We start from the raw sequence: 14,330 nt of genomic DNA on the forward strand, positions 1-14,330 counted from the left end.
AGCGGTGTATCAGTCGACTTATCCGGTCCTGATACACCGCCATCGCAGGCAAGCCAGCTCCCACAGTTTTTGGATCTACGGTGTTGCAGTCAATCAGCGGTAGATATCTTCCCGCGTCCACGGCAATTCATGGCTGCCATCGCCGTGAGGCTTCACCGCCAATATCTGGTGCAGGTTGATCCAGCCCCGGGCAAACGCATAGGCGCAACCGGCCAGGTACAGCCGCCAGATTCGCAGCGCCTGCTCCGGCACCATCCTGGCTGCCGCTTCCAGATTGTCTTCCAAACGCTCGCTCCAATGGTCCAGCGTGCGCGCGTAGTGCAGGCGCAGGCTTTCAACGTCCACCACTTCCAGCCCGACTTCGCTGATTTCAGCGGTCATCATCGCCAGGTGCGGCAGCTCGCCATTGGGGAACACATAACGCTCAATAAACTCGCCAGCGCCACGCCCCACCGGGCGGCCATCGGTGTGCTTGGCGGTAATCCCATGGTTCATCACCAGGCCACCTTCACGCACCGCGCCGAACAGTGTCTTGCAGTACTCCGCCAGGTTGGCGTGGCCCACGTGTTCGAACATGCCCACGCTGACCACTTTGTCGAAACGTCCGTCTTGCGGCAGGTCGCGGTAGTCGAGCAGTTGCAGGTCGACTTGGTCTTCCAGACCTTCGGCTTTCACCCGCTCACGGGCTAACGCCAACTGCTCTTTACTCAAGGTGATACCAAACACCTTGACCCCGAACTCCCGCGCCGCAAACCGCGCCAGCCCGCCCCAACCACAGCCGACATCGAGCAGATACTCGCCCGGCTGCAAGCGCAACTTGCGGCACAGGTGGCGGAATTTGTCTTGTTGGGCCTGGTCGATGGATTCGCTGCCGGTTTCAAAGTAACCGCAGGAGTACGCCATATCCTGATCCAGCCACAGCTGGTAGAACTCGTTGGACAGGTCGTAATGGTAGGAAATAGCCGCTGCGTCAGTGGCCTTGTCGTGGATCGAGCGCACCGGACGACTCCCCTCGTCGTCTTCGATCAGGGCGTGACTCAATTCGTCACACACCCGGATGACCTCGGCGATGGAGCCTTCCAGCTCCAGTTTGCCCTCGACGAAGGCTTCGCCCAATGAATCGAGCGTGGGATGGGTCAGCTTGGTCACGACCGTGGGGTCCTTCACCACGATGGTCACACTGGGCTCGGGGCCCAAGTTGAATTCATGGCCGTCCCAGAGTCGAAGACGCAGCGGTAGCTGAAGATTCTGTAAGGCCGGTGGAAGTTGCGCGAGCATGAGTAGTCCCCCCTTGTTTCAGACGTCTGGAGTGAGGGTAGACCATCCGAAGACAAAGTAGGAGGCTATCGATTTGATAGCGTTCCTCTATGGGGCTCGGCGCTCGAGCAAACCGTCCTGGATCCACTGTTTCAGCCACGTCACCGCTTGCAGTGGCGCACCCTCTGCATAAGTGACTAGCAACTGCTCGCACAGTTCTGAAAAATTCCAGCCAGTGGTCACCATGCCGGCCAATGCGCTCGCCTCAGCGGGTTCCAGGCTGCGGTAATGACACACATTCTGGTGACGCCACACCAGGCAAACCTGCGGCAGTGCCAGGGCCTGGCTGTCGGGGAAGTCCGACTCATCCTTGCTGGCACGCCAGATCGCCACACTGTTGAAGTGGCACAGCCTCTGCTGCACCGACGGCGCCAAACTCACCTGCAGGCCTGGCCACTCTTCAGGCGCCAGTTGCGCCATGTCATTGAGGGTCAGCGGCTCGCCCTGCGGCGCATCGAACGCCAGGGTGAATGCCCATTCCAATCGCGCCAGCTCGGCCAGCGGTGCGCTCTGTTCAGCCACCAGGTGCTCCACGATAAACGCCGGGAAACGCTCGCCCAGCCAGCGCAGGCTGTAATGGGCAGACGGATAACGACGCACATAAGCGTGGGTCAACAGCGCGAACTCGTCATCCCCCAGCCAATACCAGATGGCGCCGAAGTCATGCCGCAACACCTCCTGCAACCGCGACACGTAGGCGTTGTGATAAATCGCCAGGCCCGTGTCCACATCCAGCGTCGGCCCGCCCAATAACGTAGCGGTGAACCCACTATTGGCGACGGAATTCTCGGACAACAGATGCTGTTCGAACGCCAGCTGCCAATCGGTCAGGCGCATAACGACCTCCTGGCCAATGCCGAAGCCCCCAGTTCACGGGCCTTGCTCAGTTCGGTGAGCAGCTCTTCGAACGGCGGAAAATGGTCGTCGCGTTCCAGCAAGGTCGACACCGGCCCCAGGTGCTCCAACGTCTGCTGGTACAACGCCCACACCGGATCGCACACCGGGTGGTCATGGGTATCGACCACATAGTCGCCGTAGTCCATATGCCCGGCCAGGTGCAGTTGGCGGATGCTGTCAGGCGGCAAGTTGCGGATGAACGTCCAGGCATCGAACCCATGGTTGCGCGAGCTGACGTACACATTGTTGACGTCCAGCAACAACTGGCAGCCCGTCAGGTGAGCCAGCGCGTTGAGAAATTCCCACTCGGTGAACTCATCAGCCTTGGAGCGTACGTAGCTGGAGACATTTTCCAGCACCAACGGGCGCTGCAATACGTCTTGCACTTGGCGCACACGGCCGGCCACGTGGTACAGGCTTTCTTCGGTGTAAGGCAGGGGCAGCAGGTCGTGCAATTGATGGGCGCTGCCGCGGCTCCAGCACAGGTGATCGGACACCCACGCCGGTTGGATGCGCTGGGCGAGCTGTTTGAGCTGTTTCAGGTAATCGGTATCGAGGGCATGGGGTCCGCCGATAGACAGGGACACGCCATGCATCACCAGGGGATAGCGCTCGGCTATCGCGTCCAGGTAGTACAAGGCTTTGCCGCCCTGCACCAGATAATTCTCGGAGATCACTTCGAACCAATCCACGGCCGGCGACTGTTCAAGGATCTGCTGGTAGTACTCGCTGCGTAGACCCAGGCCATAACCCAGGCTCGGAAGAGAAGCGGACATCAGACACTCCTGGGCAAAGTGTCCGCAGCGGTGGGGGGCACCCGCTGCGGGAGCACTCGGTTGCCGGTTATTCGCCGACGGTACCGCCAGCCTTGGTGCAAGCATCAGCGCTGGCTTGAACTTTGAAGCCCTGGCCTTTGCAAGAACCCTGGCCTTTGCAGGCGTGGTCCTTGGTTTTGCAGTCGTTCTGGCCTTTGCAGGCGTTGATGCCGTAGCAGTGCACAGACATGTCAGCGGCTTGAGCCTGAGTGACAACACCAGCAAACATGGTAGCGGCGGCCATTGCGAGGGCGGCACCAGCAGCAGCGGATTTGAAGTTCATTTTTGTATCCTCATGATCGGTAGGGGTGTCGGTCCAAACGGATTGTTCAGTCTCGACATACCACTAGAGTGAGGTCCCTCATCGGCGTTACAGCCGTGTGCAAATATTTCTGAAAATTATTCGTCGAGCTTCAAAAGTGGCTCCTGGAAGCGTAGCAAACGCCCGGCGTTGCCCAGCACCAGCAACGTGCTGAGGTTATGCAGCACCGCCGCGATCATGGCGCCCGCCGCGCCCAACCAGCCAAACGCCGCAAACACCACGATGGCCAGCGTCCAGCCCAGGCCGATGATCACGTTGACCTGCAGCGTCTGCCGGCACTGGCGGCTCAAGCGCACGCAGGTGCCCAGGCGACGCAAGTCACTGCCGATCAACACCACGTCTGCCGACGCCAGGGCGATATCCGCCCCGCCCGCTCCCATCGCCACGCCCACCACCCCGGCCTTGAGCGCCAGGGAATCGTTGATCCCATCGCCCACCACCATCGGGCGGAAGCCGTTGCCGATTTCACCCAGCACCCGGTTGAGCTTGTCTTCCGGCAGCGCCTGGGCCTCGACATCGCTGATGCCCACGTCCAGCGCCAGGCTATCGGCCACACTCTGGCGGTCGCCCGTCAGCAGCAATTGCCGGCCCAGGCCCAACTCCCGCAACTCTTGCAGGGCTTGGCGGGCTTCCGGCTTGACGCTGTCCGCGAGCAGCAACCAGGCGAGGAACTGCCCGTCCAGCGCCAGCCCGGCAATCGGGCCATCGTGATTCGGCACCGCAGTGGTGACGATGCCCAACTGCTCGAACAACTCCGGGCGCCCCAACGCCGCTTCGCCCTGCTCGGTCTGGGCCACCACACCAAGGCCCTGGCGCTCGCGAATATCCGTGAGCACCAGCAGCTGCTCCTGGGTCGCCAGCCCTGCCAACGCCCGGCTGACCGGGTGACTGCTGGCCGACCCCAGGCTGGCCGCTAGATTCAGCAGCACCTGGCGATCCGGCGCACTTGTCTCGATTGATTGCAGACGCAAGGTGCCGTAAGTCAGGGTGCCGGTCTTGTCGACCACCAGGGAGGTCAGGTCGGCCAGCTCTTCGAGGAACGCCGAGCTGCGAATCAAAATCCCATGGCGCGCCGCTACCGCAATCCCGGCAATTGCCGTGGCCGGCGCCGACAGCACCAACGCGCACGGGCACGCAGCGACCAACACCGCCAGCATTGCCTGCGCGTCGTTGGTCACAAACCAGGTCACCGCCGCCAGCAACAACACCAGCACCATATAGCTGCCGGCATAACGCTCCAGCAGCCGCGTGATCGGCGGCTTGGAACGCTCGGCGTTCTGCATCAGCGCGATGACTTTGCCCAGGGTCGACTCATTGCCGGTACGGGTCACTTGCAGGCGCAGCAGGCCATCCAGGTTGATCGCCCCGCCAAACACTTGCACGCCGACGCTGGCCTCCAACGGCACCGACTCGCCGGTGATCGGCGCCGTGTCCAGGCTCGCCTGGCCGGACAGCACCACCCCGTCGGCGGGCACGCGGTCGCCGGCACGCACTTCGACGATATCCCCGGTGTTCAGCGTGCCGTTGTCCACTTCAACAATGCTGCCGTCGGCCTGCACCAACCGCGCATGGCTGCGGGTCAGCTTGCCCAATGCGTGGATCGCTTCCTGGGAACCAATCACGCTGCGCTCTTCCAGCACATGGCCGAAGATCATGATGATCGGCAGCAACGCAGCAGTCAGCAGATCACCCGTGGCCCACGCGCCCATCATCGCCAACGCGATCAGCTGGTCAGTGATGCCATGCAGGCTCGGGTAACGCAGGCTGTACCAGGCCGATCGCATCACCGGCACGGCCACCAGCAACGAGGCCACGCCCAGCAACAATTGGCTGACGCCAGTCTGGTCCGGTGCCAGCCAGCGCCACACCAGCCCGAGCACCAGCAAACCCAGGGCCAGCATGGCCAGGGTCAATTGCCGGGCAGCACTGCGCTGCTCGGCGGAAGTCAGCATGGGTGCGCTCATTGCTCGGCTCCCTGAATGATCAAGCGGGAGTCGTCTTTAGGATCGACCGTGGTCACCGAGCCGGCCTGGCCGAGGATCTTCGGCAAGCGCTCGCGGTACAGGCGCAGCAGCAAGCCCGGGTCTTTGACCTGGGCAAGGCTGGCGACCGTGGCAGTTTGCGCCTGAGCATTGGCCAGGCGCTCGCTGGCCTGGGCATGGGCCACCTGCACCAGGCGGTCGGCTTGCTGGTTGGCCGTCTGGGTGAGTTTTTCGGCCTCGGTGCGCGCATTGGCCACGGCTTTGTCGGCCTGCTGGCTGGCGGTCAGCACCGCGTTGAAGGCATTCACCGCCGGGCCCGGCAGGCTCGATTGCACGTCGACGCGGGTCACCTCGATGCCGAGCCCAAGGCCCGTCGAGGCCAATTCAGCCAAGCGCTGATTGATGCCTTGTACCAAGTCACCGCGCAGCCGCTCACGGCGCTCGGCGGCGCCATTGTCGGTGCCGATCAGTTCGGGACGCGCCACCAGAATAGTGTCCAGGTCACGCGCCGCCGTCAGGGCCACGGCGCTGCGTGTCACCAGCCGATCCAGCGCTGGCAACACATGCTCGCCCTGCAGCACAAACGCGTAGGGCTCGGTGACTTTGTAGAACACCCGCACATCAAGTTGCACCACACCCGCGTCGCCGGTCAGCAGGTAACCGGAGCCGGCCAGGGCGTCGCTCAACGGCGTGGCAAAACTGGCCACCCGGTCGGCCTGGATCGCAGTGTCGGAACGCAGCAGGTTTTCTACCCGGCGCTCGATCACCCGGTCGGCGGCCGGCAACAGCACAACCTGCTCGAACGGTTGCGGCCAGGCCAATAACAGGCCGGCATTCTGAATCCGGTCCAGGGCGCCGAAGTGCAGCACCACGGCGCGGTTTTGCGGGTCGATCTGGCGCACATTGGAAAATGCCCAGGCCAACGCCGCCAGCACGGTCACCGCGTACAGCGCCAGGAAGGTCAGGCGCCCGGCCTGGATCCAAGGGCTGTCCGGGCTGTCACGCTCGGTCATGGCTGGACGTCCTTCGGCCCGTCCACCAAGGCGCGGAACGGCGCGGCATCGGTGCGCAGGATGATCTTGGTGCCCGGCGTCACCACCGTGCCCAAGGTATCCAGGGAACGCAGCAAGTTATACAGCTGCGGGTTCCCGGCGTAGGCGCGACCATAAATCTGCGCCGCCTCGAACCGCGATTGCGCCTCGATATCGGCGGCTTTCACCGTGGCATCGGCTTGCACAATGCGCGCATCACGCTCGGCAGCCGAACGGATCTGCGCCGCTTCACGCTTGCCCACGGCAGTACGCTCGGTGGCGATGGTTTCACGCTCGGCGCGCATGCGGTCGACGGTGGCGGTGAGCGTCACCGACGGCAAGGTCAGGCGCTCGATGCCCACTTGCGCCACACGCACGCCATAGGTGGTGAGCAATTGTTGATCAATCTGCTGACGCAATTGCGCTTCGAAATCAACGATGCGCACTTGGCTGGCGTCGGTGTTGATCAGGCTGGACAGGTCAAAGCTCGCGGCGGTGGTTTCCAGAGCCGAGCCGACGAAGGTGCGAATCTGCCGCGCCGCTTCATCAGGCTGGTTCTGCACCGCGCGCATAAAGCGCTGCACATTGTCGGCGTCGCCCTGCACCTGCCACGCCACGTAAGCCTGCACGATGATGCGCAGGCCATCGCGGGTGCCCACGTCCTGCAAGCCGCTGGAGGTGGTGCGCAGGCGCAGGTCCACCGGAATCGCCGCCTCGAACGGCGCCGGCCAACGCCAACCCAGGCCCGGTTCCAGCAGCACACGGGACGGGTTGCCGAAGCGGGTAATCACCGTGGCCTCGCCGGAACGCACTTGCACCAGGCTGGCGGCTGCCACTGCAAACAGCACCAGCAGCACCGCCCAGGCCATGCGCCGCCAAGGGAACGGGCCCGCCGCGTGTTCATCACCGTGATGATGGTGGTGGTGATGGCCGTGATGATGGTCGTGAGAATGAGCGCTCAACAGACAGACTCCTTATTGAACGGCTTTACGCGGCACCGAAGGGTCAGCCGGCAAAGTAAAAGAACGCAGATCGATCGTCGGCGCGCCGTCGGCGCCCAGGCGATGATCCAGAATGAGCAGCTTGGCGTGGGCCAGGCCTTGGCTGAGCTGGCCGAGGTATTGCTCCAGCACGAACGCCTGGCCCGCCGTCGCGTAGGCCTTTTGTTCGGCGGCAAAGCGCAGGTCGGCCGCTCTGGCGCCAGCGTTCACTTCGCGCGCCGTGGCCTGGGCCTCATCGCGTACGGTGCTGGCTTGCAACTGGGCCTGGTTGGTCTGCTCGCTGGCCGCGCCACGTTCGCGGGAAATCAGCGCCTGGGCGCCGATCTGCGCCGCTTGCACCCCGTGATACGCGTTGGCGGCACCCGCCGGTGGGTGAATCGCTTCCACCACCGTGGCGAGAATTTCGACGCCACTGTCGAGCTTTTGCAGGTCGGCCTGCACGGCGCGGCCGATTTCATCAGCTAGGCGTGTGCGTTGTTCACCGAGCAATTCGTCGAGGGTGCGCGAGGCGAAGTCGTGGACGAGGATGCGGCTGGCGGTGCTGCGGATCAGGGTCGGCACATCCGCGCTGTTGTAGGTGGCGGCGAGTGCAGCACGGTCAGTCAGGCCGATGCGGTAGACGAACCGCACGTCCATGTTGACGATCTGGAAGCCCTGCTTGTCGCCGCTGCTGCTGGCGATGACCTGGGATTTGTCATTCACATGGCTGGCGTCCCACAACCGGTTGGCGATCAGCGGGGCCGGGCCTTCGGCGGGTGCCAACTCAGGGGTGGAGGCTTCGCTGACGCTGGTCGCCAACTCATGCACCACGCCGTTTTCCACCTTCAGCACCCGGCCCAACGGCCACGGCAACCCGGCGTGCAGACCGGGGCCGAACACTTCCACGGGTTTGCCAAAGCGCTCATAAATCCCACGGCCTTGCAGGGGCACTTCATGCACGCCGGTCAAAGACCAGCCCACCGCCAGCACCACCAGCAGCACCGGCAGAAACGCCCGGCGCATGTAGGTAAACGCCCAGATCTGGCGCAGATCGATACCGAAGCGGTTGTGCAGTTCGTGCTGCAAGGCCAGCAGGGGTTGCGGCGGCCAGCGCAGCAGCCCGGCGATAAAACTCTGCGCCATCAGGCGCGGTTCGAGGCGTGGCTGGCGTGGGCTGAACAGCGAAAGCACGGCCCGCAGCAAAAACTCCACGGCCACCAGCCCCGGCAGCAGGCCGACCAGCACGGCCAGGCGCAGCGGCCACACAGACTCCGCACCGGCAAACAGCAAACAAAGCGCACTGACCACCAGGCAGGTAATCGCCACCCGGCTCAATTGCGCCAGTGGCGAAGCTTCCGGCCATTGGGCAACGGACTCCTGGGCCAGGCGGCGCTCGAACACCAGCAAGCCGAACGCCAAGGCCAACGCCAGCGCGGCACCGATGCTTGCCGATTGGCCGACGGGCGCAGCGGGCAAGGCCAGGTTCCAGAACTCAATAAGGCTGACCAGCGCCAGCAACGACCAACCTGCCAGCCACAGCACTGGCGCGCCAATCTGGGCCAGCAGGCCACTGCGCAAACGCCCGACAAGGCGCGAATACCCCGCCGCTTCATCGGCGGGCGGCTCAATCAGTGGCTCCGCGGGTTCTTCCAGCACCTGGGCACGCCAATCAGCCACCCACCACGCCGATTGCAACCCGGCCACCAGCACCAGCAGCGCCGACGAACAGGTGATCAACACCACCGGCCAGATCGACAGCGGGGCAAACAGGGCAACAAACAGCGCCAGTATCCAACCGGCCACGGCCAGGGTTGTCAGGCTGATGCCGGCTTGGCGCAATCGACGGGCGTGAAACACCCCCTGTTGAAAACGCGGAAGGCCTTCCACCGAAGCGCCGTCAGCTTCCAGATCCACTTGCATCCACTCAACGCCCGTTAACACACAATTAGTTACGATATAACACGGAGCGTGAAATTTTTGTCCGAATACAACGTAAATCCCCTGTGGGATCAGGCTTTTGTGGGAGCTGGCTTGCCTGCGATGGCATCGACTCGGTGCAGCTGATAAACCGAGGTGCCTGCATCGCTGCGGTGCGGCGATCCGACAAGCCAGCTCCTACATAGCGCTATCACTGTGACTAAACCCCCATAAACACGAGCCATCACTGGTGCAGGCCGTGATTAATCGGCACACTCCGAAACAGTTTTTCGCGGGTCCACGGACAAGGAAGCGTCACCCCCCATGATTTCGATCTACCAACTCAAGCCGCGTTTTCAAAACCTGCTGCGCCCGCTTGTGCAGCGTCTCTACGACAATGGCACCACGGCCAACCAGATCACCGTGCTGGCCGGCGTCGTATCCTTGCTGGTCGGCGCACTGATCGCTGCATTTGCCCAACATCTCTGGCTGTTCGCGCTGATCCCGCTGTGGATGATCCTGCGCATGGCCCTCAATGCCATCGACGGCATGCTTGCCCGGGAATTCGGCCAGCAGTCGCGACTGGGTGCCTACCTCAATGAACTGTGTGACGTGATCGCCGACAGCGCACTGATCCTGCCGTTTGCGCTGATCCCCGGCGTCAGCCTCATTCCCGTGCTGCTGGTGGCGCTGCTGGCGGTGTTCAGCGAATACGCCGGTGTACTCGGGCCGATGGTCGGTGCGTCACGCCGTTACGACGGGCCCATGGGCAAGAGCGACCGGGCGTTCGTACTCGGCGTGCTGGCCACCGGCGTCGCCCTGGGCTGGCTGGGTGCCGGCTGGGTCAACACGGTGATGTGGCTGGTCGCCGCCCTGCTCGCCTACACCTTGGTCAACCGTGTGCGCCAAGGCCTCAAAGAAGAACACACCTCTCCGATTGCATAAGGATTTTTGCGATGCGCGAACAGCAAGAGCACACCTTCAGTACCCATGATGGCGTCGAGCTTTTCTACCGCCACTGGCCGGCCACGGACACCACCGGGCCGCGCCAGGCGATCCTGCTGTTCCATCGCGGCCACGAGCACTCGGGGCGCATTGCGCACCTGGTGGATGAACTGAACCTGCCGCAATTCGACTTCTTTGCCTGGGACGCCCGTGGTCACGGCCAGTCGCCCGGGGAGCGCGGCGACAGCCCAAGCTTCGCCACCAGCGCCCGCGACGTGCAGACCTTCTGCGACCACATCGGCGCCACCTACGGCATTGAGGAAGAAAACCTCGCGGTCATCGCCCAAAGCGTCGGCGCCGTGATCGCCGCCACCTGGGTGCACGATTACGCGCCGAAGATCCGCGCGCTGGTGCTCGCCTCCCCGGCCTTCAAGGTCAAGCTGTACGTGCCCTTCGCCCGCCCGGGCCTGGCGCTGATGCGCAAGTTTCGCGGCAATTTTTTCGTCAACAGCTACGTCAAGGCCAAGTTCCTCAGCCATGACCCGGAGCGTGTAGCCTCCTACGACAGCGACCCGCTGATCACCAAGGCCATCTCGGTGAACGTGCTGCTGGGCCTGTATGAAGCGGCCGACCGTGTTGTCGCCGATGCCCAGGCGATCCAGGTGCCGACCCAAGTGCTGGTGTCTGGCGCCGACTTCGTGGTGCACCGCAAACCCCAGCAGCAGTTTTTCGACCGCCTCGGCAGCCTGAAAAAAGAGCTGCACATTCTCCCGGGCTTCTTCCACGACACCCTCGGCGAACGCGACCGGGCCACCGCCGTGAGCAGCGCCAGGCGCTTTATCTTGCAAAACTTCACCTACCCGCTGGACCGCGCGTCCTTGCTGGATGCCGACAAGCTGGGCGCCACCTGCGCCGAATCCGAAGCCCTCGCCGCGCCACTGCCGCGCAATTCCCTGCGCGACCTGTACTGGCGCCTCACCCGCGCCAGCATGGGCCTGGGCAAAAGCCTGTCGGACGGCGTGAAGCTGGGCTTCGACACCGGCTTCGACTCGGGCAGCACCCTGGATTACGTGTACCGCAACACGCCCACCGGCAAGGGCGGGCTGGGGCGGATGATCGACACCAACTACCTCAACTCCATCGGCTGGCGTGGCATTCGCCAGCGCAAATTGAACGTCGAGGAGCTGCTGCGCCTGGCCATGGCCAAGTTGCGCGATGACCGCCGTGAAGTGCGCATCGTCGATATCGCCGCCGGCCATGGACGTTACATCCTCGAAGCCTTGCAGGGCGTTTCGCCACTGCCGGAATCGATCCTGCTGCGCGACTACAGCGACATCAACGTGCGTGACGGTGGCGCGTTGATCCGCGAAAAAGGCCTGGGCGATATCGCGCAATTCGTCAAAGGTGACGCCTTTGATCGCGCCGACCTCGCGGCGCTGGACCCCAAGCCGACGCTGGCGGTGGTGTCCGGGCTGTACGAATTGTTCGCCGATAACGGCATGGTCGGCGGCTCCCTGGCTGGCCTGGCTGAGGCCGTAGAGGCGGGTGGCTATCTGGTCTACACCGGCCAGCCCTGGCACCCGCAACTGGAACTGATCGCTCGCGCCTTGACCAGCCACCGCCAGGGCCAGGCCTGGGTGATGCGCCGTCGCAGCCAGGCGGAAATGGACCAGTTAGTGGAAGCCGCCGGCTTCCGCAAGATCACCCAACGCGTGGATGAGTGGGGCATTTTCACCGTGTCCCTGGCGCAGAAGATCTAAGCATGCGCGAACCCGGCCTGTTGAAGCCCGCCGTCCTGTGGCTGCTGGTGTTGGCACCGCTGTTTTTCAGCACCTACGGCTTTGCCACGTGGGTCACCAGCCAGCGCAGCGACGTCGGCACCCTGGTGTTCGACTGGGAAACCCACATGCCCTTCTGGGCATGGACCATCGTGCCCTACTGGTCCATCGACCTGCTCTACGGCTTTTCCCTGCTGCTGCCCAATACCCGCCATGAACTCAAGCAGCACGCACTGCGCTTGCTGACGGCCCAGGTGATCGCTGTCAGTTGCTTCCTGATCTGGCCGCTGCGTTTCACCTTTGAGCGGCCTGAGCTGGACGGCGTGTTCGGCTGGCTGTTTGCAGTGCTGGCCGGTTTCGATAAGCCGTTCAACCAGGCGCCGTCGCTGCATATCGCGCTGCTGGTGATCCTGTGGGTGATGTACCAGCGTCATACCCAGGGGCTCTGGCGTGTGCTGGTGCATGGCTGGTTCGCCTTGATCGGGATCTCAGTGCTGACCACTTATCAACATCACTTTATCGACTTACCCACAGGCGCCCTCGCTGGCTGGCTGTGCGTGTGGTTATGGCCGGTGGACCATCCCAGCCCATTGTTGAATGTGCGACTGACGCGGGACGTACAACGCTGGAAAATCGGTGCGCGCTATGGCCTGGGGGCGGCGCTCCTGGTGATTCTGGCCTGGGTGCTGCGCGGCGCCTGGCTGTGGATACTGTGGCCGGTGGTTTCCCTGGCGTTGATCAAGGCCAACTACTTCGTGCTCGGTGCTTCAGGCTTCCAGAAACGCGCCGATGGCCGACTCACGCCCGCCGCGCGTTGGTTGTACGCACCGTACTTGGCGGCCGCGTGGATCAATTCACGCCTGTGGACACGCAAGCATCCACAGCCGGACCTGATTGTGGATAACGTTTGGCTCGGGCGCATTCCTACAACGAACGAGCAGGCGCCCTTCAAGGCAATCGTCGATCTGTGCGCCGAATTACCGATTAATCCACAGGGCCGCGCCTATCAATCCATTCCTGTGCTGGACCTGATCGCGCCCACGCCCGCCGAATGCCTGCAGGCTGCGCAAGCCATCGAACGCCTGCGCTCACACGGCCCGCTGCTGGTGTGCTGTGCCCTCGGCTATTCGCGCAGCGCCACTGCCGTGGCCGCCTGGCTGATGCACACAGGTCGCGCCAGCACGGTGGACGAGGCACTGGCTATTATTCGTACAGCGCGGACCCAGGTGGTCCTGCACCTCGCTCACCGCGAAGCTTTGGAGGGTTTGCCCCATGCCCGCTGATATGGAACTCCAGGTGGTCGCCAGCCTGTTGCGCCGTGGCCGCTCCCTGGATCAGTTATCCACAGGCCTGACACTGCTCGGCTTTCTGTTTGGTCTTGCTCAACTGTTACTGGCAAGTATCTCGACCCTCTGCCTGCTGCTCGCCCTGTGGATGATCATCCTGGGGCTGCTGCAAAAGTACTGGGCGCTGCGCGTGGCGTTCGACGCCGACCTGTTCGCCCTGCTGGCCCGCGACACCGCACGCACCCCGGACCTCGACCAGGCGCTGGTGGACCTAGGCCTGCAATCGGCCAAGCGCGTTGGCCGGCCCTGGAGCGAACGCCGTCGCGGCGCCCTCAAACTGTTGCGCAAACAAGCCTGGTTGCTCGGTGCACAAGCGCTGCTGACCCTGGGCGTGGTCCTCGCCAGCCCTTGGCTGCCTTTCGCCGGATAAGGAATCCCCATGTTCGAACCCGTGGTCGCCACGCTGATTACTTCCATGGCCCGTACCGTCACGGGCGCCCGCAGCCTGTGGCTCGGTTGCGCGCCGGTGCCGGTGCAACGCATCTACTTCGCCAACCACAGCAGCCATGGCGACTTTGTGCTGTTGTGGGCCTCGCTGCCGCAGAACCTGCGCAAATTCACGCGCCCGGTGGCCGGCAGCGATTACTGGAACAAAAGCGCCCTGCGCCGCTACATCATCAACCGCGTGTTCAACGGCGTGCTGATCGATCGTGAACGCAAGGACCCTGTGGATAACCCGCTGCAGCCCATGCTGAGCGCCCTGGAGGCAGGCGATTCGCTGATCATCTTTCCCGAGGGCACACGCAACCTGGAAGACGGTTTGCTGCCGTTCAAGAGCGGGCTTTATCACCTGGCGAAAAGTTACCCACAGGCCGAATTGATCCCGGTGTGGATTGCCAACCTCAACCGCGTCATGCCCAAGGGTCGCGTGTTGCCGCTGCCCCTGCTGTGCACCACCAGCTTCGGCAAACCGCTGCAATTGGAAGAGGGCGAAGACAAAGCCGCGTTCCTCACCCGCACCCGCGACGCGCTGCTCGCCCTTGCCCCGGAGCACGTCTGA

13 protein-coding genes are annotated in these 14,330 nt (G+C 63.5%); 5 read left to right on the top strand and 8 right to left on the bottom strand.

The genetic code is table 11. The features are described 5' to 3' along the window. Window positions 1-93: 93 nt before the first annotated feature. The 8 genes from cfaB to hflK (AC07OV_RS21880) all read right to left on the bottom strand — a co-directional run bounded on the left by cfaB (window position 94) and on the right by hflK (AC07OV_RS21880) (window position 9,264). A complete protein-coding gene (cfaB, locus tag AC07OV_RS21845) occupies window positions 94-1,278 on the bottom strand; it encodes a C17 cyclopropane fatty acid synthase CfaB (protein ID WP_494999172.1) in 1,185 nt (394 codons plus the stop codon). An 87-nt stretch (window positions 1,279-1,365) separates the two neighbouring features. Next, window positions 1,366-2,154 (bottom strand): HvfC/BufC family peptide modification chaperone, encoded by a 789-nt coding sequence (locus tag AC07OV_RS21850; protein ID WP_495092959.1) that lies wholly within the window; start codon window positions 2,152-2,154, stop codon window positions 1,366-1,368. Beyond that, window positions 2,145-2,990, bottom strand: a complete 846-nt coding sequence (gene bufB / locus AC07OV_RS21855) for an MNIO family bufferin maturase (RefSeq protein WP_495092960.1) — start codon at window positions 2,988-2,990, stop codon at window positions 2,145-2,147. The genes AC07OV_RS21850 and bufB overlap by 10 nt, the downstream gene beginning before the upstream one ends. Window positions 2,991-3,057: 67 nt before the next feature. Beyond that, window positions 3,058-3,312, bottom strand: a complete 255-nt coding sequence (bufA2, locus tag AC07OV_RS21860; protein WP_176994547.1) for a BufA2 family periplasmic bufferin-type metallophore — start codon at window positions 3,310-3,312, stop codon at window positions 3,058-3,060. A 116-nt stretch (window positions 3,313-3,428) separates the two neighbouring features. Continuing rightward, on the bottom strand, window positions 3,429-5,315 hold the full coding sequence (locus AC07OV_RS21865) for a cation-translocating P-type ATPase (protein ID WP_495092961.1): 1,887 nt from the start codon (window positions 5,313-5,315) through the stop codon (window positions 3,429-3,431). After that, window positions 5,312-6,346 carry a protease modulator HflK gene (gene hflK / locus AC07OV_RS21870; protein WP_495092962.1) on the bottom strand — a complete coding sequence of 345 codons (1,035 nt, stop codon included), beginning with the start codon at window positions 6,344-6,346 and terminating at the stop codon, window positions 5,312-5,314. Before hflK (AC07OV_RS21870) ends, AC07OV_RS21865 begins: the two co-directional genes overlap by 4 nt. Continuing rightward, entirely contained in the window at window positions 6,343-7,329 is a 987-nt protein-coding gene (gene hflC, locus AC07OV_RS21875; protein ID WP_495092989.1) for a protease modulator HflC, read from the bottom strand. The genes hflK (AC07OV_RS21870) and hflC overlap by 4 nt, the downstream gene beginning before the upstream one ends. Window positions 7,330-7,338: 9 nt before the next feature. Then, complete coding sequence (hflK, locus tag AC07OV_RS21880; RefSeq protein WP_495092963.1) at window positions 7,339-9,264, bottom strand: protease modulator HflK; 1,926 nt, start codon at window positions 9,262-9,264, stop codon at window positions 7,339-7,341. A gap of 321 nt (window positions 9,265-9,585) precedes the next feature. Here hflK (AC07OV_RS21880) and AC07OV_RS21885 point away from each other — a divergent pair, with 321 nt between their 5' ends. Genes AC07OV_RS21885 through AC07OV_RS21905 form a run of 5 tightly spaced genes read left to right on the top strand, consistent with a single transcriptional unit; the run spans window position 9,586 to window position 14,330 of the window. Next, window positions 9,586-10,206, top strand: coding sequence for a CDP-alcohol phosphatidyltransferase family protein (locus AC07OV_RS21885; protein ID WP_178924211.1), 621 nt, complete (start codon window positions 9,586-9,588; stop codon window positions 10,204-10,206). A gap of 11 nt (window positions 10,207-10,217) precedes the next feature. Further along, window positions 10,218-11,966 carry a bifunctional alpha/beta hydrolase/class I SAM-dependent methyltransferase gene (locus tag AC07OV_RS21890; RefSeq protein ID WP_495092964.1) on the top strand — a complete coding sequence of 583 codons (1,749 nt, stop codon included), beginning with the start codon at window positions 10,218-10,220 and terminating at the stop codon, window positions 11,964-11,966. A 2-nt stretch (window positions 11,967-11,968) separates the two neighbouring features. Then, a complete protein-coding gene (locus AC07OV_RS21895; RefSeq protein WP_495092965.1) occupies window positions 11,969-13,267 on the top strand; it encodes a phosphatase PAP2/dual specificity phosphatase family protein in 1,299 nt (432 codons plus the stop codon). Next, window positions 13,257-13,700: a hypothetical protein gene (locus AC07OV_RS21900; protein WP_176994554.1), complete on the top strand. Its 444-nt coding sequence runs from the start codon at window positions 13,257-13,259 to the stop codon at window positions 13,698-13,700. Before AC07OV_RS21895 ends, AC07OV_RS21900 begins: the two co-directional genes overlap by 11 nt. 9 nt (window positions 13,701-13,709) lie before the next feature. After that, a complete protein-coding gene (locus AC07OV_RS21905; RefSeq protein ID WP_176994555.1) occupies window positions 13,710-14,330 on the top strand; it encodes a lysophospholipid acyltransferase family protein in 621 nt (206 codons plus the stop codon).

Source organism: Pseudomonas sp. GW821-FHT09A09 (genome assembly GCF_059418405.1).